This window comes from Halomonas sp. Mc5H-6 (assembly GCF_024124705.1).
GTDB classification, from domain to species: Bacteria; Pseudomonadota; Gammaproteobacteria; order Pseudomonadales; family Halomonadaceae; genus Vreelandella; species Vreelandella subterranea.
This window is the reverse complement of record NZ_JAMXSI010000006.1, coordinates 24582-45617: the sequence shown is the minus strand read 5'-3', so window position 1 is coordinate 45617 and position 21036 is coordinate 24582. Positions and strand designations below refer to the sequence as shown.

At 59.6% G+C, this 21036-nt stretch carries 19 protein-coding genes and 2 tRNA genes; 14 read left to right on the top strand and 7 right to left on the bottom strand.

What is annotated here, in order from left to right; translation table 11 throughout:
• Window positions 1-101: 101 nt before the first annotated feature.
• Both NH395_RS10230 and NH395_RS10225 read left to right on the top strand, forming a co-directional pair.
• Window positions 102-563, top strand: coding sequence for a YeeE/YedE family protein (locus NH395_RS10230; RefSeq protein ID WP_253024493.1), 462 nt, complete (start codon window positions 102-104; stop codon window positions 561-563).
• On the top strand, window positions 560-979 hold the full coding sequence (locus tag NH395_RS10225; protein WP_253024491.1) for a DUF6691 family protein: 420 nt from the start codon (window positions 560-562) through the stop codon (window positions 977-979). The genes NH395_RS10230 and NH395_RS10225 overlap by 4 nt, the downstream gene beginning before the upstream one ends.
• 12 nt (window positions 980-991) lie before the next feature.
• Here the strand turns inward: NH395_RS10225 and dsbG are convergent, their stop codons facing one another.
• Both dsbG and NH395_RS10215 read right to left on the bottom strand, forming a co-directional pair.
• The gene (gene dsbG / locus NH395_RS10220; protein ID WP_253024810.1) at window positions 992-1735 is read right to left on the bottom strand and encodes a thiol:disulfide interchange protein DsbG; all 744 of its coding nucleotides are present in this window, start codon (window positions 1733-1735) and stop codon (window positions 992-994) included.
• Between the two features lie 159 nt (window positions 1736-1894).
• Window positions 1895-3658, bottom strand: coding sequence for a sugar phosphorylase (locus NH395_RS10215; RefSeq protein WP_253024489.1), 1764 nt, complete (start codon window positions 3656-3658; stop codon window positions 1895-1897).
• A gap of 144 nt (window positions 3659-3802) precedes the next feature.
• Between NH395_RS10215 and nrdR the strand changes: the two genes are divergently transcribed.
• From nrdR to NH395_RS10165, 10 genes are all read left to right on the top strand, one after another.
• On the top strand, window positions 3803-4279 hold the full coding sequence (gene nrdR / locus NH395_RS10210; protein WP_066317975.1) for a transcriptional regulator NrdR: 477 nt from the start codon (window positions 3803-3805) through the stop codon (window positions 4277-4279).
• Window positions 4276-5460 carry a bifunctional diaminohydroxyphosphoribosylaminopyrimidine deaminase/5-amino-6-(5-phosphoribosylamino)uracil reductase RibD gene (ribD, locus tag NH395_RS10205; protein ID WP_366065626.1) on the top strand — a complete coding sequence of 395 codons (1185 nt, stop codon included), beginning with the start codon at window positions 4276-4278 and terminating at the stop codon, window positions 5458-5460. Before nrdR ends, ribD begins: the two co-directional genes overlap by 4 nt.
• A 44-nt stretch (window positions 5461-5504) precedes the next feature.
• Entirely contained in the window at window positions 5505-6662 is a 1158-nt protein-coding gene (ribBA, locus tag NH395_RS10200; RefSeq protein WP_253024487.1) for a bifunctional 3,4-dihydroxy-2-butanone-4-phosphate synthase/GTP cyclohydrolase II, read from the top strand.
• A gap of 29 nt (window positions 6663-6691) precedes the next feature.
• Window positions 6692-7183 (top strand): 6,7-dimethyl-8-ribityllumazine synthase, encoded by a 492-nt coding sequence (ribE, locus tag NH395_RS10195; RefSeq protein ID WP_253024485.1) that lies wholly within the window; start codon window positions 6692-6694, stop codon window positions 7181-7183.
• A complete protein-coding gene (gene nusB, locus NH395_RS10190; protein WP_066317961.1) occupies window positions 7176-7679 on the top strand; it encodes a transcription antitermination factor NusB in 504 nt (167 codons plus the stop codon). Before ribE ends, nusB begins: the two co-directional genes overlap by 8 nt.
• 59 nt (window positions 7680-7738) lie before the next feature.
• The gene (thiL, locus tag NH395_RS10185; RefSeq protein ID WP_253024483.1) at window positions 7739-8716 is read left to right on the top strand and encodes a thiamine-phosphate kinase; all 978 of its coding nucleotides are present in this window, start codon (window positions 7739-7741) and stop codon (window positions 8714-8716) included.
• Entirely contained in the window at window positions 8713-9186 is a 474-nt protein-coding gene (locus NH395_RS10180; protein WP_066317950.1) for a phosphatidylglycerophosphatase A, read from the top strand. Before thiL ends, NH395_RS10180 begins: the two co-directional genes overlap by 4 nt.
• A gap of 48 nt (window positions 9187-9234) precedes the next feature.
• Window positions 9235-10491, top strand: a complete 1257-nt coding sequence (locus tag NH395_RS10175; RefSeq protein ID WP_253024482.1) for a DUF945 family protein — start codon at window positions 9235-9237, stop codon at window positions 10489-10491.
• Window positions 10492-10582: 91 nt separating this feature from the next.
• Entirely contained in the window at window positions 10583-13027 is a 2445-nt protein-coding gene (lon, locus tag NH395_RS10170; protein WP_253024481.1) for an endopeptidase La, read from the top strand.
• A 225-nt stretch (window positions 13028-13252) separates the two neighbouring features.
• Window positions 13253-15418, top strand: a complete 2166-nt coding sequence (locus NH395_RS10165; RefSeq protein ID WP_253024480.1) for a PAS domain-containing methyl-accepting chemotaxis protein — start codon at window positions 13253-13255, stop codon at window positions 15416-15418.
• A 57-nt stretch (window positions 15419-15475) separates the two neighbouring features.
• Here NH395_RS10165 and msrB read toward each other — a convergent pair whose 3' ends face one another.
• From msrB to dctP, 5 genes are all read right to left on the bottom strand, one after another.
• A complete protein-coding gene (gene msrB, locus NH395_RS10160; protein WP_066317941.1) occupies window positions 15476-15874 on the bottom strand; it encodes a peptide-methionine (R)-S-oxide reductase MsrB in 399 nt (132 codons plus the stop codon).
• 115 nt (window positions 15875-15989) lie between these two features.
• Window positions 15990-17576, bottom strand: a complete 1587-nt coding sequence (locus NH395_RS10155) for a gamma-glutamyltransferase family protein (RefSeq protein ID WP_253024479.1) — start codon at window positions 17574-17576, stop codon at window positions 15990-15992.
• Between the two features lie 30 nt (window positions 17577-17606).
• Complete coding sequence (locus NH395_RS10150) at window positions 17607-18932, bottom strand: TRAP transporter large permease subunit (protein WP_253024478.1); 1326 nt, start codon at window positions 18930-18932, stop codon at window positions 17607-17609.
• A 3-nt stretch (window positions 18933-18935) separates the two neighbouring features.
• Window positions 18936-19445, bottom strand: coding sequence for a TRAP transporter small permease subunit (locus NH395_RS10145; protein WP_253024477.1), 510 nt, complete (start codon window positions 19443-19445; stop codon window positions 18936-18938).
• A 1-nt stretch (window position 19446) separates the two neighbouring features.
• The gene (dctP, locus tag NH395_RS10140; RefSeq protein WP_253024476.1) at window positions 19447-20550 is read right to left on the bottom strand and encodes a TRAP transporter substrate-binding protein DctP; all 1104 of its coding nucleotides are present in this window, start codon (window positions 20548-20550) and stop codon (window positions 19447-19449) included.
• Between the two features lie 311 nt (window positions 20551-20861).
• On the opposite strand from dctP, the gene NH395_RS10135 reads away from it, so the two are divergent.
• Both NH395_RS10135 and NH395_RS10130 read left to right on the top strand, forming a co-directional pair.
• Window positions 20862-20937: transfer RNA gene (locus NH395_RS10135), tRNA-Glu, on the top strand.
• A 24-nt stretch (window positions 20938-20961) separates the two neighbouring features.
• A tRNA-Gly gene (locus NH395_RS10130) sits at window positions 20962-21036 on the top strand.

The window sequence follows — 21036 nt, the reverse complement described above, 5'->3', positions numbered from 1 at the left end:
TGGCCTTATATGCTATTATGATATAAATATATAATTTTATTGAAATCAATAGGCAACTGACCGTTATAGACGAACAGAGCCATAGACGAACAGGAGGGTACGTGGAATTGACATCAAGCCTGCAGGGGCTGATAGGTGGCGTTTTAATTGGCATATCAGCGGTTTGGTTGATGGCAAGCCTGGGGCGAATCGCCGGTATCAGCGGTATTGTCGGTCACTTGATCGCCCAGCGGCCTAAGGGTGATAGCGCCTGGCGGGCGGCGTTTCTAGTCGGCCTGATCAGCGGGCCATTGCTATTGATGGGGCTTGGCCCCGGATGGGGCAACGTCGTCAATTATCCTGGCGAGGTCATCGGCCAGCCGCTGGGCGGCGTACCGCTAATGCTGGTGGCAGGCTTGCTGGTCGGTCTGGGCACCGGTCTGGGTAGCGGCTGTACCAGCGGTCATGGGGTGTGCGGGCTGGCGCGTCTCTCCAAGCGGTCTTTGGCGGCGACAGTCATGTTTTTGGGCACTGCCCTGGTGACCGTCTATGTCGTGCGTCACGTCCTGGGAGGTGGGGCATGAACAAGCAACATCTGACGATGGCGGCGAGCTATGTCGCCGGTCTGCTGTTCAGTCTGGGACTGACGGTCTCGGGCATGACCGATCCGGCCAGGGTCGTAGGGTTCCTGGACGTTGCCGGCAAATGGGATCCGACGCTCATGTTCGTACTCGGCGGGGCGGTCATTACTACCTTTGTTGGCTACCGCTTCGTGCTTAAGCAGCCCACCCCTCTGCTGGCCAAGCGCTTTCAGCTGCCCGGCAAGCAGGGGCTGGATGCCAGGCTGTTGACTGGGGCGGCGTTGTTCGGCGTTGGGTGGGGACTTTCAGGCTACTGTCCGGGCCCCGCCATCGCGTCGCTGGGCGGTGCTTCGGTACCGTTAGTGGCGATGCTGGCGACCATGGTGCTGGGCTGGGTGATCGCCAGGCGCATCGCCTGACGACGCTATCGCTTAATCAGGCGCCGGGCCGCCCATCATTTCCTCCAGGCGCTCTTCATCCGGCATGCCTTCGACGCGGTCCAGACGGGTGACGCCGTCATCGGTTTGGCGTTTGAAGGCGCTGGTGGGGGTGGCGTAGAGGCCCAGGCCGTCGAACAGCTGATTGTTGCTGTATACCTGTTCTTCGATTTCTCGGGGTTGGGCGCTGGCGCTGATGCGGTCGCCCTGCTTATGGCGGGCAAGAGCAGCGGCGGGGTCGTCGGCAGCGAGTAGCGTGGCCGCTTTGGCGGGGCTGTCGGCGTCCAGAATGCCGACGACGATATGGCGCAGTTGCACCTCGCCTGCTTCGACCCAGGGCCGTGCGGCCTCCCAAAAAGCCTGACAGTAGGGGCAGTTGGGGTCGGTAAAGGTGTACACCACCCGTGGCGCGTCTCGCTGGCCGTCCTGAATCCAATAGCTGTCTTCGAGGAGTTGCCAGGTTTGTGCTTCGAGCGGTGCCCGCACGTGCTTATCCAGCGCTGCTTCCTCGAGCTGGTTGTCGCCATCCTGGTCGGTCAGCGAGCCGGTGATGGCGTGCTCGCCGTCAGGGGTCAGGTAGATGGTCACTTCCTGGCCCTGACGGCTGGCACCAAAACCGCGCATGCCGCCAGGGGCGTCAAATTCGCCGTGAATCTGCAAACCTTGGTCCGCCAGTGCCTGGATGGGGGCGGGGAGTGAGTCGGCCTGGGCGATTGGCATCATGAGCATACCGAGCATGGTGCCGCCCAGTCCGGCAAGATGGCGTGATACCGTTTGAGGCAGGGAGAGCCTGTCGCGCATAATCTTCCTCGGTGGTTGCAGAATCGAGGGGATAGCGTAACGCGCAGTGCCTGAATCGGCATCTTTTTCCGGCTATTCCATGCTATTGATGGATTATCAGGGGCTATGCACCAGCCAGCGCACGGCGTAGGGGGGCAGCGGGTCGCTGGGTTGTCCAGAGGATGGGGTATTCAGGTCCTGCCATGACACCGATGATAATGCGTGCTGGACGTCATCACCGAGCTGATCGAACGACAGTGGCACCTCGGTGACATTATAAAGCGCCAACAGGCGGCGACCGTCGGCGAGCGGGCCACGTTCGATGGCCAGCAGCGATGGGTCCGAGGCAAGCACGCGCTGGGCGGCGTTGGGGTGAAAACAGGGCTCTTGGCGTCGGCAGTCCAACAATCGGCTCAGCGCATTGAAAACGTCGTGGGTGGGCGTGGCAGTGCTGTCGAGGAGTAAATCGAGTTCACGACGCTGCCAGCGGCGGCGATTGATCGAGCGTAAGCGACCGCTGCGCTCAACGCCTTCCACGTCGTTGAGGGTACCGGTCAGGGTATGGATATACAGGGCCGGAATGCCCTGCAGGCTGAGCATGATCGCCTGGCTGCACAGGAAGCGCGCAATTTGCCACGGGTCGGGGCCTTTGCGCGTGCCTTGCATGGCTTCAAACCAGGTGATGTTGATTTCGTAGGGCGTGTCGCTGCCGTCTGGGTTACTGCGCATGCTGACAAAGCCGCCGAATCGGTGCATCAGTTCGAGCAGCGCATCGCGTTCGTGATCGGGTAGCAGGCCTTCCAGGGGGCGTACGCCGATACCGTCGTGACTGGCGGTGAAGTTTAGATAGGTACACTGGTCGGGCAGCGGCGGCAGGCTGGCCAGCCAGGCTTGCAGGGTATGCGTTTCGCCCCGCGTCAGGGTGTGTAGCAGCAGCGGTGGCAAGGTGAATTGGTAGATCATGTGGGCTTCGTCGGGCGGGCCTTCCGCCAGGCGGTCAAGCCCGAAGTAGCTGATGTTTTCGTGGTGCGGTACGTTGGTTTCGGTGATCAGCAGGGTGCCGGGGGCAACGTGGTCAACAATGGCACGCAGCAGCCGAACCACGGTGTGGGTTTCCGGCAGGTGGATACAGTTGGTTCCCAGTCGTTTCCACAGAAAGGCAACGGCATCCAGGCGCACGATACGGGTGCCCTGCTCGAGGTAAAACAGCAGGATGCCGACAAATTCCAGCAGCACATCGGGGTTTTCGAAGTTGAGGTCAAGCTGATCCTCGGAGAACGTCGCCCACAGATAGCGTGTCCCCCGGCGGGTGGATATTGGCACCAGCAGCGGGCTGCTGCGCGGGCGAACCACCGCTGACACATCGGTGTCGGGATCGACTTCGATAAAATAATCGCGCCCCGGCAGGCTGCCGCTCAGGTAATCGACAAACCATAGCGACTCCCGGGACACATGGTTGAGCACCAGGTCCGCCATCAGGTCGTAGTGGCGGGCAAGGGTTTGAATATGTTGCCAGTCACCCAGATCGGGGTTCACTTCCCGATAGTGGATCACTGAAAAGCCGTCGTCGCTGCTCCACGGGAAAAAGGGCAGTACGTGGACGCCGCTGATACGTTCACCGAGACGCGCCTGCAAAAAGTCGTCAAGCACAGCCAGGGGAGGCGTCTCGTCATCGACGATAGAATCACCATAGGTGATCAACCACTGGTCTTTCTCGCTCCACGATGGTGCAGGCTGTCCCTGCTGCTCGGTGAAGGCCTGTGGGCCTGCTGCGGCGCGAAAATGCGCCAGGCGTTGGTTGAGGCGGCGCTGAACCTCCGCGGCGCGGGGCCCATACAGGTGCTCCAGATAAGCGTGAACGGTATCGTCGAAGGCGGTCATGAGGGTGTCCCAGTCAACAGGCTTCTACAAACGGTGCAGCTTGTGTGCCAAAACGTTACAATGATCGGTTAATAGCGCATTAACAGGTCGTATTTTGCTTTCTCGTGCAGCGCCTTTGCACGGGCCGACAACAGGTTGAACGCCATGCATTGCCCTTTTTGTGGTGCTAACGATACTCGCGTGACCGATTCGCGGTTGGTAGCCGACGGTGACCAGGTGCGTCGCCGTCGTCAGTGTGCAAGCTGCCAGGAGCGTTTTACCACTTACGAAACCGCCGAGCTGATCATGCCCCGCGTCATCAAGTCTGACGGTTCACGCGAAAGTTTCAACGAAACCAAGCTGCGTGCTGGCATGCTCCGGGCACTCGAAAAGCGGCCGGTCAGCGCAGAAGATATTGAAGCGTCCGTCGAGCGGATACGCCAGACATTACGCGCACGGGGAGACCGGGAAATTGATGCCCGCGACATTGGTGAGGCGGTCATGCAGGCGTTGAAAACCCTCGATCAGGTGGCTTACATTCGCTTTGCTTCGGTGTATCGCAAATTTCAGGATCTGGATGAATTCCGGGCTGAGATTGATCGCCTGTCCCAGGAGCCTGCCGACGGCAGGCCCTCATCGTGAGTGCCACCTTGTCTAGCGTCGATAATCAGTTCAGTGCCGATGACCATCGTTATATGGCCCGCGCGCTGGTGCTGGCCGCGCACGGTCTGTATACCACCGACCCCAACCCCCGTGTCGGCTGCGTGCTGGTTCGCGACGGTGAGGTGGTGGGCGAGGGCTATCACCGCCATGCGGGTGAGGCGCATGCGGAAATCAACGCCTTGACTGCCGCGGGCGGCAGTGCCCGTGGGGCGACCGCCTATGTCACCTTGGAGCCGTGTTCGCATACGGGGCGCACCGGGCCATGTGCGTTGGCGCTGCAAGAAGCCCAGGTAGCGCGAGTGGTGGTCGCCATGGTCGACCCCAATCCCCAGGTCAGCGGCCGGGGGATTCGCCTGTTGGAAGAAGCGGGGATCGAGGTGTCAGTTGGGTTGCTGGAGGCGGACGCCCGCGCGCTCAACCCAGGCTTTATCGCCCGCATGGCAAACCAACGTCCTTTTGTGCGCATGAAGATGGCGATGAGCCTCGATGGTCGCACCGCAATGGGGTCGGGGGAATCCCAATGGATTACCGGCCCCGAAGCGCGCGCCCAGGTCCAACGGTTGCGCGCTCGTTCCAGTGCGATCCTGAGTGGCGTGGAGTCCGTCATCATGGATGATTCACGACTGACGGTTCGTGCCGAGCAGCTTGGTTTGGATAATGCCGCTGATATCGCCAGCCACCAGCCGCTGCGGGTGATTGTCGACAGCCGGTTGCGGCTGCCGCTGGCCGCCGCCTGTTTACGAGCCCCCGGACGCACCCTGGTCGTTACCACTTCCCGGGAGGCTGAAAAGCACGAGCGACTGATTGACGCAGGGGCAGAGGTACAGGTGTTATCCGCTGATGCCCAGGGCCGGGTGGATCTGTCTGTTCTGCTTGAGTGGCTGGCGGCCAATGAAGATGTCAATGAACTGCTGGTCGAGACCGGCGCCACGCTCGCCGGTGCCATGCTCAGCGCGGGATTGATCGATGAAATGCAGCTGTTTGTTGCGCCGACGCTGCTGGGTGGCGATGCCAGACCCTTGTTTACCCTGTCAGGGCTCACCCAGATGGCCGACCAGCAGCGCCTCACTATTCACGATATGCGGGCCGTTGGACAGGATTGGCGGATTATCGCTTCGCCGTTGGTGACTGGCACGAGCGACGATACCAAGGTACCCTGACGCGCGAAATCGCACCCATTGCGACAATTTTTATTGGAGATTCCATGGCGCACGCTTCCTCTGGGGGATTAGCCCCCATTGCTGAACTTGTCGACGATATTCGCCAGGGCAAAATGGTGATCCTCATGGACGACGAGGATCGCGAAAATGAAGGCGATATCATCATGGCCGCCGAAAAAGTCCAGGCGGAGCATATCAACTTCATGGCGCGTTTTGCCCGTGGCCTGATCTGTTTGCCGATGACACGGGCGCGCTGCGAGCAGCTGAATCTACCGCTGATGGTCCGTGACAACGGTTCGGGGTTTGGCACCAAGTTCACCCTGTCGATCGAAGCGACCGAAGGCGTGACCACCGGGATTTCCGCCGCCGACCGGGCGCGGACCGTCCAGGCCGCTGTCGCCCCGCATGCCAAGCCCACGGATATCGTCCAGCCGGGGCATATCTTTCCGCTGATGGCCGAACCCGGCGGTGTGTTGCGTCGTGCCGGCCATACCGAGGCCGCCTGCGACCTGGCGGCCCTGGCGGGCTGTGATCCGAGTGGTGTAATTTGCGAGGTCATGAATGACGATGGCAGCATGGCGCGCCGTCCCGAGCTTGAAGCATTTGCTGAAGAGCACGGCATCAAGATGGGCACCATTGCCGATTTGATCCACTACCGAATCGTCAATGAGCAGACAGTCGACCCTATCGAAGCCTCGCCGATCATGACCACCCAGGGCGAGATGATGCTGCATGTGTTTCGCGACCGTATTCAGGGCGCGCATCACTTGGCCCTGGTCAACGGCCAGCCAACACCCGCACAGCCTACGACGGTGCGGGTCCACCTGGCCGACACGTTGCGCGATGTGCTGGGGCTGACCAAAGGCGAGCAATGTCGCTGGGATGCCCAGCGAGCGCTTGTCGAAATAGCCGAGGCCCCCGCGGGCGTACTGGTGCTGATTGATGACGGGCGCCCGAATCAAGACCTTAAAGACCAGTTGGATATCTTCCTGGAGCGCGTGCGCCAGCCCCGCACCAGCGATTCTGACGGCGCAGGTAATTACTTAACGATCGGCACCGGCTCGCAAATACTGCGCCATCTTGGTGTGGGTAAAATGCGTTTGCTCAGTTCGCCCTGGAAGTTCTCGGCACTTTCCGGCTTTGACCTGGAAGTCGTCGAGCGGCTGGGTCCGAACGATATGTCCGATGAGTCCACCTCTTAGCCGGTATACACTTTAGCAGGTATAAATTGATGCAATCCCTTTCTCAAGTTGAAGGTACCTTTGTCGACGTTGATGGCCGTTATGTCATCGTGGTTGGCCGTTTCAATCACCACGTCGTCGATAGTCTGGTGGAGGGCGCCGTCGACAGCCTGGTTCGCCATGGCGTTGATATGGAGCACATCGACATTGTGCATGTCCCCGGCGCCTGGGAACTGCCGCTGGCCGTCAAGCGTGTCCTCAAGGTGGTGAAACCTGACGCGGTCATCGCTCTGGGGGCGGTGATTCGGGGTGGTACGCCGCACTTTGAGTATGTGGCGGGCGGCTGCAATACCGCTCTCAACCAGCTACAGCTTGATTTCGATACGCCCATCGCCAACGGCGTGCTGACAGTGGAGTCGATCGAGCAGGCCATCGAGCGTGCCGGTACCAAAGCCGGTAACAAAGGGACCGAAGCGGCCATGGCGGCCATGGAAATGGTGTCGCTGTTGCGCGCTATTGCCTCGGGTGATGCTCATGAGTGAACGTCGCGAGCGCAAACCCTCGGCTGCCCAGCAAGGCCGACAGGCGGCGCGTGAGCTGGCGGTGCAGGGGCTGTATCAGTGGCACATGACCGGTAAACCGATCAACACCATTGAAGCCGAGTTCCGCAGCCATCTGCCCGATGCCGACATGGAAGATTATGAGAATTGGGCCAAGGTGATGGAAATTGCCGATAAGGCGCTGTTTCACGAGCTGCTGATCAATACGTCCCGTTTCAAGGCAGAGTTGGACCGTGAGATAGCACCGTTGCTTGACCGTCGTCTGGAAGACCTGGATGCCGTCGAGCTGGCCATCCTTCGCCTGGGGGCCTACGAATTGTCGCGGCGTATGGAAGTGCCTTATCGCGTGGTCATTAATGAAGGCGTTGAGTTGGCCAAGTCGTTTGGTGCCACCGACGGCCATAAATACGTGAACGGTATTCTCGACAAGTTAGCGATTCGCTTGCGGAGTGCTGAAGTCAGTGCGCGTCGTCGCTAACCGGCCCCATGGACCGGGTAACGGCGCGTTCTTGCTGACGCTGCGTTCAAGGGGCCTTTGTGCTTGCCGAATTTGATCTGATTCGACGTTATTTCACGTTGCCGACCCATGACGTCCACCAGCAGGGTGTGGCGCTGGGGATCGGCGATGACGCTGCCTTGCTTAACCCGCAACCAGGCCGCCAGCTTGTGGTGAGCGTGGATACGTCGGTGGTGGACGTTCACTTCCCCGGCGGCGCGCCCGCTGAGGCCATTGGGCACCGTGCGTTGGCCGTGGCCCTGAGTGACCTGGCCGCCATGGGGGCGACGTCACGCTGGTGCGTGATGGCGCTGACACTTGATCAGTCGCAATTTGCTGACGATAACGCTGCCGATGCCTGGCTCTCGGGCTATGCGCGGGGGTTTGCCACACTGGCCGGTCGGCACGCCACAACGCTGGTGGGTGGCGACGTCACGTCGGGCCTGCTTTCCATCGCCGTGACCGTCATGGGGGACGTGCCCAATGCCACGGCGCTGACGCGTAGCGGTGCCCGACCTGGCGATGTGATTGCGGTGACCGGCGCCCTGGGTGGGGGAGCTGGCGGTTTGGCGCTGTGGCAACAGGGTGAACGCAACAGCGCACACCCGCTGCTTGAGCGCTATTTACGGCCCACGCCCCGCTTGGCTGCAGGCGAAGCGCTGCGCGAGTGGGCGACTGCGGCGATCGATATTTCAGACGGACTGTTAGCTGACCTGGGCCATCTGCGCGAGGCGTCTGGCGTAGGGGTAAGGTTATCACTGGAGGCATTGCCCCTGGCTGAAGGCCTGGAACAGGCCCTGGGTCTAGAAGCGGCTCGCCAGGCCGCATTGACCGGCGGCGACGACTATGAACTATTGGTGACGTTGCCCCCGGCTCATGTCGAAAAAGCGCGCCAGCAACTGGCAGTGTCAGGCGTTCCGCTCCACGTGATTGGTGAGTGCAGCGATATCCCAGGCGTGCATGGACTTCCCGTTCAGCGCTATCACGGCTGGCAGCATTTCAAGGGAGAGACGCCATGAATCATGCCCCTGGGAGCGTTTGGCGTCGGCCCACGCATTTTTTTGCCTTCGGGCTTGGCAGCGGTGCCGTACCCTTTGCGCCGGGTACGTTTGGCACGCTGGCGGCGATTCCTTTTTATTGGTTAATGGCCGATTTATCGCTAGGCTGGTACGCAAGTATTGTTTTTGTCGCCTTCGTGGTTGGCGTGTGGCTATGTGATAGAACGTCCCACGATTTGGGGGTGCATGATCACTCCGGGATCGTTTGGGATGAATTTGTCGGCTACTGGATCACCATGGCGGCGGTGCCGTTTTCATGGGAGTCCGCACTGTGGGGCTTTGTGGTGTTCCGCATTTTCGATGTGTTCAAACCTTGGCCCATCCGCTGGGCGGACCGACGGGTGGCCGGCGGATTTGGCATCATGATCGATGATGTGATGGCAGGGATCTACGCCTGGAGCATAATGCATCTGTGGTTTTGGTTGCATTGACCGTTTAATAGCGCTGCGCTTTGGCGCGTTTGGCTCAAGGGAGATGCCATGCGCAAGGAACGTTTGATTGTCCCCGTTCTGGCGATCATAGCCGTGCTGTGGGTAGCGGCACAGCTGCTTTCCAGCGTGTTGTTCGAGCGCAGCCTGCGTCAGGCGCTGGATGACCTGGCCGCCCGGGGCGAGTGGCGGGTGACGCGTACCGAAAGCGATCAGGGGTGGTTAAGTTCGCAAGGTCGGTTGATTCTTTCGCCTTTGCTCGGGCGGCCCTGGCGTCTGGAGCTTAACTATACCGCCCGCCACGGTATTTTAAGCACCGACGTGGAAGGCACGCTTTTACCCCGCCTCGATACCGTCCTCCAGCAAGCGCTGGGCGAAGTCTCTGCGCCTTCCGTGCCACGTTGGCAGGGCACTTACCACACTTTGAGTGGGCACAGCGAGCTGCGTCTGGCGCTTGCTCCCTTCGTTATCCAGCAAAACGGCAGAGAGTTAACGGTGCGCGGTGGCCGGCTGCGCTTAGAGGGGGTTTACGGCGATTGGCGACTGCAGGCGATGATGGATCAACTGACGATTACCGATGGTCCGGCGGAGCTGCGTATTGGGCCTTCAGCGTTGGAGAGCCGTTACACTTACACCGAGGATGCCTATCACTTTACCCAGTCCGATTCCCTGCATATCGATAACGTGGCGCTGACTTACCCCGCCTTTGATGTACATATGGCGCCGATTGATCTCAGCAGCCGGATGATGCTCGACGAGCAGGAGTTGCGCCTGAAAGGCGAACTGCGTATCGGTGAGGTCAGTGTGCCTTCCGAAGCGCCGGACACGCCGTTACTCCAAAACGCCCATACGGTGATGGAGCTTTCGCGGATCAATGCCGATGCGGTGCGCGATACCATTCGCCAGCTGCGCCAGGAGGCCGCCTGGGGAGATGCCCGTTTACCCTTGGCGGAGGGAACCCTGACACGCCTGCAGCCCGATTTGCGTCAGCTGTTAAGCGATTCACCGCGGTTGGATGTCGCGACCATCGCTGCCGACAGCCCGCTGCTGGGAATTCGGCTGGATGCCGATGGCGCCCTGTTCTTTGATAACCGCCAACTCGATGAACTGGACATTACCAAGCTGGATGAGCCTGAAGAGCAGGCGCGCTGGCGGGAACGTATCGACGGGGACTTTACCTGGCACGATGCGCCGACCGTCGCGGCTCTGTGGCTGGGGCTGCCGTTGGGTACCCAGGAGCTGGCCTTCGACGTGGTGCGTGGCCAGTGGCGCGTCAATGGTCGTCCCATGCCTGAGCTATGGCCCTGACCGTCAACGGTTGAAGTTTGTCTGATGTGCCCGCATTTCCTTCACAAAGCCGAGCGGCAATCGCCACCGGCAGGTGTTGATTGGAGGGTGCATGAGCGACCAGGAATTCGACCGAGACGACCAATTTTACGTGCAGGACGACAGCGACCCGATTTCGCAGGGTGAGGAAGACCAATTCCGATCAGATGGTGAGCGTGTCAGCTCAATGGTGCCCGCCAGTGACATGCTACCCGAACGTATCTACCTGTTACCGATCCATAATCGGCCCTTCTTTCCCGCCCAGGTGCAGCCGTTGGTCATCAACCGTGAGCGCTGGGAAGAAACCATGCGCCGGGTGGGCAATACCCCGCACCAGACCGTGGGGGTTGCCTATGTGGGCGAGCAGGGGATCGACGATCTGGATAGCGAAGGCTTTCCGACCATTGGCACGGCGGTCAAAGTCCACAAGATGAAGGGTGAGGATCAGCAGATCCAGTTTATTGCCCGAGGGGTGCAGCGCTTCAAGATCCAGCGGTGGCTTTCCAGCACGCCGCCTTACCTGGTTGAGGTGAGCTACCCGAAAGAGCCGGTGGATGCAGAAAACGAAGAAACCCGCGCCTATGCGATGGCGATTATTAATGGGATCAAGGAATTACTGCCCATTAATCCACTCTACGGTGAAGAGCTCAAACACTACCTGAACCGCTTCAGTCCGCACCAGCCAGGCCCGCTGACTGATTTTGCCGCGGCGATCACGTCGGCCAAGGGACCAGAGCTTCAGGATGTGCTGTCGACGCTGGATGTTGCCGAGCGGATGCAGAAGGTACTGCCGCTGCTGCGCAAGGAAATCGACGTTGCCCAGCTGCAAAGCGAAATCAGCGAGCAGGTCAACGCGCAGATGCAGGAGCGCCAGCGTGAGTTCTTCCTGCGCGAGCAGTTGAAGGTCATTCAGCGCGAGCTGGGCATTTCCAAGGACGACCGCGAAAACGATGTGGATACCTTCCGCGCCCGCCTGGAGTCACTGGTGGTGCCCGAGCGGGTCCAGTCGCGGATTGACGATGAGCTGGACAAGCTCAGCGTACTGGAAACCGGTTCGCCGGAGTACGGCACCACGCGCAATTATCTGGACTGGCTGACGTCGCTGCCATGGGGCGTGACCAGCCCGGACCAATTGGATCTGAATCATGCCCGGCAAGTCCTGGACCGTGATCATGATGGCTTGAAAGACGTCAAGGAGCGGATTGTCGAATTTCTCGCCGAAGGGTCCTTCAAGGGTGATGTTGGCGGCTCAATCCTGCTGCTGGTAGGCCCGCCCGGCGTGGGTAAAACCTCTGTCGGCCGTTCGATTGCCGAGGCACTGGGGCGTCAGTTCTATCGCTTTTCCGTCGGCGGCATGCGCGATGAAGCCGAGATCAAGGGGCACCGGCGTACCTATGTTGGCGCGATGCCCGGCAAGCTGATTCAGGCGTTCAAGGAAGTCGAAGTCGAAAACCCGGTGATCATGCTGGATGAAATCGACAAGCTGGGCCAGTCCTTCCAGGGGGATCCGGCATCGGCACTGCTTGAGGTGCTCGACCCGGAGCAGAACGTCGATTTCCTCGACCACTATCTGGATGTCCGCATGGACCTCTCCAAGGTGTTGTTTGTGTGTACGGCTAACACCCTGGATTCCATACCCAGTGCGCTTTTGGACCGCATGGAGCAAATTCGCCTGTCGGGCTACATCGCCGAGGAAAAGCTGGCTATTGCCAAGCACCATCTATGGCCCAAGCTGCTTAAGCGCGACAACCTGCCCAAGAAGCGTATTCAGCTCAGTGACGCCGCGCTCAAGCAAGTGATTGAGGGCTACGCCCGGGAAGCAGGGGTGCGTCAGTTGGAGAAACAGCTGCACCGCATCGTGCGCAAGGCGGCCGTCAAGCTGCTGGAAGACGACGTTGAGACCGTCAAGGTGTCGGTGAAGAACCTTGAAGAATTCCTGGGCGCGCCCATCTTCCGCAAGGAAAAAGTCCTCAAAGGCGAAGGTGTGGTGACCGGGCTTGCCTGGACAGCGATGGGCGGCGCTACCTTGCCCATTGAGGCGGGCAAGGTTCATTCACTGGATCGCGGCTTCAAGCTTACCGGCAAACTTGGCGATGTCATGCAGGAGTCGGCCAATATAGCCTACAGCTATACGCTTGGCCATCTGCAGGAATACGGGGCCGATAGTGACTTTTTCGACTCCGCCTTTGTGCACTTGCATGTGCCGGAGGGCGCCACGCCCAAGGATGGCCCTTCGGCGGGGGTCAGCATGACGACGGCGCTGCTGTCACTGGCGAGGCATCAGGCCATAGACCGGCCACTGGCCATGACGGGGGAATTGACACTCACCGGCCAGGTGCTGCCCGTGGGCGGGATTCGCGAAAAAGTGATTGCGGCGCGCCGCAGTGACATCTTTGAAGTCATCCTGCCAGAAGCGAACCGGCGTGATTATGAAGAGCTGCCCGATTACCTCAGAGAGGGCATGACGGTGCACTTTGCCAATCGGTATCGTGACGTGGCTAAGGTCGTATTCAAATAGCTAATTAAGCGAATGCCTAATTGACTTGCTTAATTGATGATACGGCTATCGATTATCATCGTTAAATTAGGCGCTCTGGCAATTAACGTTTAGCCCTGTATAACCTTTTAAACGCTACCCCTTTGGGTAGCGTTTTTTTCTTTGTAGATAACTATTTAGTTTTTACGCTCAAGGTCGATATCGATAAAAGCTTCTCAAAAAAATACATTCTCCACAGGGATCACTATGCGCAACAACCAACCCGTCACGCAGCAAGAATACCCATTAACCGAAGAGACCGTACTGATATCGCGCTCGGATTTGAAAGGCAACGTGACCTACGCGAACCCGACGTTTGTTGAAGTGAGCGGTTACTCCCGCGACGAGTTGATTGGCGCGCCGCATAATTTAATTCGACACCCGGATATGCCCGAAGCGGCCTTTGCGGATTTATGGAAAACCCTGAAGTCAGGCACTACCTGGCAGGGGCTGGTCAAGAACCGCCGTAAAAATGGTGATCATTACTGGGTGCATGCCACGCTTGCCCCGCTGCGCGACGGTGACCGGATCGTGGGCTATACCTCGGTACGCCGAAAAGCCAGTCCCAAGGCCGTGGCCAAGGCGGAAAAGGTCTACGCCGAAATGCGTGAGAAGGGCAAATCCAGGCATTACACCCTGGTTCGCGGCGCGATTCGACGAAAAGGGCTGACGGGCATCATCTCGCGTTTCAAGCTTACGAGCCTGCGCGCCAAATTGATCGGCATGGTGTTGGCGTCAGTATTGCTGCTTGGAATGGCGGGCGCTTTGGGTATCTACGGATTGGTGGCGTCCGGTGAGCGTCTGACGACGCTGAGCCGCTCTGGATTGGACAACGTGGCCAGTTTGCAGCATATCGAACAAACCGTGGGCCAGGTGCTGGATCAGTTGGAACCTGCCGTACGCAATCCGCGCAGCGTGGAGGCCGACGAGCTGTCCGAGGCCCTGGCGGTTCAACTGAATAATTTGCAGGCCCGCTGGGAAGCCTATGAGGCGAATGAAGACGCCGACAGCCAGGCGCTAGCATCCTTTGGCACTACGCTGGACAACTGGAGCGGCGGTGTGGAGCAGGCAACAACGGCGCTAGTCGATGGCAACGGTTTCGGCGCTTTTGAAGCGTTGAACGACGTCGTACTTCCTAGCACGAGCACCCTGCGCGATCAGGCCAGCCAGCTGGTAGAAAATGAGCGCAGCGCAGCCGAGGAAATGTTGGCAGAAGCGGAGCAAGGCCGCCAACAGATGCTGGTTGCCCAACTGGTGCTAGTGGGCCTGGGCGCGCTGATCATGATCGGGTTGAGCGTACTGATTCTGAAATCGGTAATGCGCAGTCTGGCCGGTGCACGTTATGTGACCTTCCAAATTGCTGCCGGTAACCTGGCGGCCCGGGAGCGTCGCCAAACCGGTGATGAGCTGGGCGAGCTACTGTACTCCCTCGACACAATGCGTTTCAGCCTGTCGGGTATCGTGGGCGACGTTGAAAACCGTGTCTCGGTGGTTACCCCGGCCATTCAGCAGATCGCCGCCGAAAACGAGGAGCTGGCCTCGCGTACCGAGCAGCAGGCATCGTCGCTGCAGGAGACGGCTTCCAGCATGGAAGAGATGACCTCGACAGTGCAGCAGAATACCGATAACGCCCGTCAGGCGAGCGAGCTGGCGGTTCAGAACGCGAAGAGCACCCAGGAAACCGGCGAGCAGATGCAGCAGCTGGTGGAGCGCATGCAGCGGATCGCCCAAAGCGCTGAAAAAATGACCGAGATGATCAGCGTGATCGACGGCATTGCCTTCCAGACCAATATCCTTGCCCTGAACGCCTCGGTTGAGGCAGCCCGGGCAGGGGAGCACGGCCGCGGATTCGCGGTGGTGGCCAGCGAAGTGCGCAATCTGGCCGGCCGCAGTGCCGAGGCGGCTCAGGAAATTCGCCGTATGATCGACAGCACCACCCAGGAAGTCACCGGCGGTCGCAGTGCTGTCGAGGTGGCGGAGAAGGCCATTGACTCGGTCATGCGCCAGGCCAGCAAAGTAAGCGAACTGATGGAGTCGATCAGCACGGCGTCCAGTGAGCAGAGTAGTGGCATCGGCCAGATCAACTCGGCGATTGCCGAGATGGACGATGTGACTCAACAAAATGCCACCAAGGTGCAGTCGATCGCCGCGTCGGCGGATAACCTGTCTCTGGAAGCTTTCGAATTGGCTAACGTGGTGGATGCGTTCCGCCTGGAAGGGGCTCAGGAAGAGAGCATCAAAATAGCGCGCGCGCACCTGGAAAGGGTGAATCAAGCGACTGCAAAAACCACCAAGTCACTGCCCAACCACTCTGCCACGTCAAAAGGTCGCGAAGTGGAAAGTGAAACTGCTGATCAGTGGGATGAGTTTTAACGCTGGGATTCGCCCAGATAATTGCGCCCGCCACTTGGCGGGCGCAATGGGTAGAGCTCATTCGTCGGGGTGGAACTCAAGTGCTACCGAGTTGATGCAGTAACGCAACCCGGTGCTTTGGGGAGGGCCGTCAGGGAAAACATGACCCAGGTGGGCATCGCAGTGGGAACACACCACTTCGGTGCGCACCATGCCATGTGACGCGTCCTGATGCTCTTCCACGCAGCGGTTGCCAAGCGGGCGGTCAAAGCTTGGCCAGCCGCAGCCCGCATCAAACTTGTGTTCGTTCTCGAACAGAGGGGCATGGCAGCAAACACAGTGGTAGATACCCTGCACTTCTCTGACCTGGTAGTCCCCGGTAAACGGTCGCTCGGTGCCTTTTTCGCGGGTAACACGGTACTGCTCCGGCGTGAGTTGTTCTTGCCATTGATCCGGGGATTTTTCGATTTTTGCCATGGGGGTCTCCTCTCCCGCTTCCTGACTCAGGCTAGCGTATCACTACTTCACTGACAGTACGTTGCCTGCCTGAGTTCAGGATGCGCAATATCCCGCAAAATCGCCAGCCATACCATCAAACGCTGGCTGCCCCTCCGTTACTACGCGGGTCGTGAGCGCTTTCAATCAGCCCGCCTGGGTGATGAACGATACCCCCCGCATGGCCCATGGTGTCGCTGAACGGTTCGTCGAGCACTTCGACGTCGTGCCCAGCCGCCTTGAGCGCTGCCACCAGTTTGGCGTCAAAACGATCCTCGAGTTTTAAATTCATGCTCGATTCGCCCCAGGTGCGGCCCAGGAGCCAGCGGGGTGCGGTAACCGCCTGCTGCAACGGCATGTGATGAAACGCGTAGCGCGAGAATACCGCGGCTTGTGTTTGCGGCTGACCCTCACCGCCCATGGTGCCGTAGACCATGGTGCGGCCGTCGTTAAATCGGGCCAGCGCCGGGTTAAGCGTATGGAAAGGCTTGCGCCCCGGGGCCAATCCGCGCAGCGCTTCAGGGTCAAGCGAGAAGCTGATACCGCGGTTCTGCCACAGCACGCCGCTTTCCGGCAGCACCACGCCACTGCCGAACTCCCAATAGATGCTTTGGATGAAGCTGACCGCGCGACCTTCGCTATCCACCGTGCCCATCCAGATGGTATCGCCTGGTGCCGGTTCGTGGGGCCAGGGGAGCGCTTTGGATGCGTCGATCTGGGCAGTCTCAGCGGCAATGCGTTCGTCGCTGAGTAACCCTTGAAGCGAGCTGGGAACTCGCGCCGGGTCGGTCACGTATTGGTCACGCAGCATGAACGCGCGCTTGGTGGCTTCAACTAGGCCATGCAGGTGATCAAAACCATTGGGCTCGGCGGCTTGAATACGCTCGTAAATGGCAAGGATCATCAGCGATGCCACCCCTTGAGTGGGAGCGGGCAAATTATACAGGGTGGCATCGGCGAGGCTGACTTCCAGAGGCGTCACGCGTTGGGCACGATAGTCCTGAAAGTCTTTCAATCTCAGGGGGCTGCCCAATGTTTCCAGGTCGGCGGCCATACTCTGGGCCAACTCGCCGCGATAAAAATCATCCAGACCTGCCGTGGCCAATCGTTCCAGCGTCGCGGCTAAACGCGGCTGGCGCAGCCGGTCGCCTTCACGGGGCACTTGGCCATCGACCAGAAGCGCCTCGCTGAACCCGGGGCTTTGCGATAAGCGCTCAAGGTGCTTGGCGGTCAGCGTTTCCTGGCTCTTGGAAACCGCGACGCCTTTTTGTGCATGACCAATGGCATCGGCCAGCAGGGTTGTCAGCGGCAGAGGCTTGCCCCAGCCGGCGGCAACCGTGAGCGCTTCCTGCCAGCCACTTACCGTCCCGCCCATGGTGAGGGCTGCTTTGGGGCCGCGTTCGGGAATCTGTGTGTCACCGGCATAGAAATCCGCGTTGGCCAGACCCGCGGCTGGGCCGCAGGCATCAATGGCCACCGGCGCTTTGCCAGGCTCATGGATTAACCAGAAGCCATCACCGCCAAGGGCGTTCATGTGCGGATAGACCACGGCGATAGTGGCAGCGGCCGCGACCATGGCTTCTATGGCGTTGCCGCCCTGCTTGAGTATATCCCGCCCGGCGCTGGCGGCGAGGTGGTGCGGCGCGACACAGCTACCGCTGAAGCTACGTTGGGTATGGAGCATAAGCTGTCCTTTTGTTATTGAGCCTGGGGCTTACCAGCCAATGGCGGCGGGTAGCCAGGTGGCGATGCCTGGAAATAGTATCACCATGGCAATGGCGAGAAACTGCAAAGCGATAAAGGGTAGCACGCCGAGGTAGATATCCAGCGTTGTAACGCCCTCCGGGGCGACCCCTTTAAGGAAAAACAGTGACCAGCCGAAGGGCGGCGTCAGAAACGAGGTTTGCAGTACCAGCCCCACAAGAATGCCCAGCCACACCATGTCGACGCCCATCTGGATAAAAAATGGCAAGAACAACGGCAGGGCGATATAGCTGATTTCGATCCACTCGAGAAAGAAGCCGAGCACAAACATCAGCAGCAGCATGAACAGCAGCGCACCTATCTCACCGCCAGGTACCCATTCGAACATACGTCCCACCAGATGCTCGCCGCCCAGACCGCGAAACGCGAGGCCGAATACCTGCGCGCTGATCAGGATAAAGAACACCATGGATGAGATGATCAGCGTTGCCTTGGCGACTTCGGTCAAAAGGTTAATAGTAAGCCGCCCGGAGCTGGCCACAAACACCAGGGCGCCCAGGGCACCCATGGCGGCGGCTTCAGTGGGTGCGGCAATGCCGCCGATGATCGAGCCAAGCACGGCAACGACCAGGCCGACCGGCGGACCGACTACCAGTATGACCTTGCGTAACAATTGCGCCTTGCCCATTTGGGCCCGCTCTTCGGCAGGGATAGGTGGCATTAGATGGGGTTTCCAGGCGGCGAGCGCCAGAATGGCGATAATGTACACCGCTGCCAGGGTCAATCCCGGCATCATGGCGGCGGCGAACATGGTGCCCACCGACTCACCCAGGATTTCTGCCAGTAGAATGAGTACCAGGCTGGGCGGAATTATCTGCCCCAGCGTGCCCGAGGCGCATATCATCCCGCTGGCAAGCGCTTTGGGATAGCCACGGCGCAGCAGGGTGGGAAGCGTGAGCAGGCCAAGCGTCACGATAGTGGCCCCGACGATGCCCGTGGCCGCACCGAGCAGCACGCCGACGAAGATGATCGCCACCCCCATGCCGCCCGATACATTACCGAATAGGTGGCCGACCACGTCGATCAGTTCGGCGGCGAGTTTCGACTTTTCGAGCATGACCCCCATGAACACGAAAAGCGGGATGGCCATGAAGGTGTAATTGGTCACCACGCCGTAGATGCGGGACGGCAGCAGGTTGAACAGCATCGGTCCAAAGCCGATAAAACCGAACACAAAGGCGGTTGTCGCGATGCTGATTGCCACTGGGATACCGATCAGCAGCATGATGAAAAAGGCCCCGATCATGCCGATCGCCAGCCATTCATTTAAAGACATAGGTCAGTCACCTTGTGCGGGGAGTGCGAACGCATTGCGCAACGCATGAGCGAGTCCTTGCAGCGCAAGTAGGGTGAAACCGAAGGGAAGGAACGCTTTCAAAACCCAGCGGTAGGGTAGGCCGCCGGGGTTGGGAGACCCCTCGCCGCGGCCAAAGGATTGCGCCACCCAGGGAAGCGTCAGCCAGGCGATGTATGCGCCCATGATCAGCAGGGCGAGCCCGCCAAACACCTCGATGGTACGTTTTACGGGTACCGGGAAGTGCTCGTAAAAGACGTCGACACGAACCTGTTCGTCATTAAGCAGCAGATACGCCATGCCGAACAGGGCGATGGGCGATATCAAGTGCCACTGCAGCTCTTGCAGCCACAGGGCACCGAAGTCGAACAGGTAGCGAAGTATTACGTCACCGGCTACCAGCGCTACCAGCAGCACACAGGTCCAGGCGGCGATCCGGCCAAATAGCCGGACCAGCGCTTCGATACCCTTAACGAAATTTTCTACCGCTTGCATATCACACTCCGATGATATCGCTTAGCCAGGCACGCTCGCTGGCACCTGCCCAGCGATCGTGCTGAGCCTTGAAGGCCATGTAGCTGTCGTGGATTTTGCGCACGTCAGGGTCGGCGTTGGCCTCGGTTTGGAGGGTGTCCAGCGTGGCTTCGCGCAGCGCATTGACGATCGATTCAGGCAGCTGGTTGGCGATAACACCGTGATTATCGACCAGGTCGGTCATGGCTTCGCCGTTGACGGCTTCCGACCAGGTCAGGCTTTCCAGACAGGCGGCCATGCATGCCGAACGAACAATCATTTGCAGGTCTGCTGGCAGGCTGTCCCAGTGGGATTTGGAAATCAGCAGCTCACCGGTGGTGGAGGGTTCGTGCCAGCCGGTGGTGTAATAGTATTTCGCAGCGTCCTGAAGTCCCATGCGGCGGTCCTGGAAAGGGCCGACGAATTCGGCGGCGTCTATCACGCCGCGTTCCAGTGCCGGGAAAATCTCACCGCCCGGCAACACGCGGGCATCGACGCCGAGGGATGAGTAGACCTTTCCGGCCAGGCCGGGAACGCGCATGCGCAGGCCGTCAAGCTGGCTGATGTCTTCAATCGGTTCGCGGAACCAGCCGGTCATTTGCACGCCGGTATTGTTCAGCGGGAAGGCGACCATGCCATACGGCTCGTAAAGCTCGTGCCAAAGCTCGAGACCGCCGCCGTGGTAAAGCCATGCCATATGGCCCATAAAGCTCATGCCGAACGGCACGGTGGTGAAATACTGGGCGGCAAAGGTCGTGCCCGACCAGAAATAGCTATTGGCCGCGTTCATTTGGATAGTGCCGCTCTGTACCGCTTCAAACCCCTCGAGCGCCGGGATCAACTCACCCGCCGCAAAGTGTTGAATATTGAGGCGGCCGCCCGACATGGTGTTGATTTTGTCGATGACATCGGTGGGGCTGCCGGGGCCTTCGACATAAAACGGAGAACCTGGCCCGTAGGCATTGGTCATGCGCCAGTTGAAGGTCTCGGACGACTGTGCTCGCGCAATGCTGGGTGCTCCCAATACCAACCCGGCAGTGGAAGAGACAGCGGCAGTGGTAAGAAACTTGCGGCGTGTAAAGGTCATGGGTCACCTCTTGGCGGTCGAGAAAGAAAATTTGTTCCACCAAGGTGTTAGCAATCGCCATGCCATAAAATCGATTTTATTTTAAATAAAAGATTTTTACAGCGTTTATCGGCTGTCGCTTACCCTAGCAGTGGCGGTCAGTGCACTCGGATGGCGCGCCGGTTATGCTTTGCGCACCACCTTGAGGCGGTTATGTGCCGCCTTTGATGGAAATGACATTGCCGGTTAGAGAAGGGTGGTTGGGCCGGGAATGCTTGACAGTTGAATAAGGGCTGAGTAACATACGCGCCACCTCGACGAGGCATTGCGACGTCCCATTCGTCTAGTGGTCCAGGACACCGCCCTTTCACGGCGGTAACAGGGGTTCGAACCCCCTATGGGACGCCAACTGAATCGTTAAGGTATCGGAGTGCGGGAATAGCTCAGTGGTAGAGCATCGCCTTGCCAAGGCGAGGGTCGGGAGTTCGAATCTCCTTTCCCGCTCCA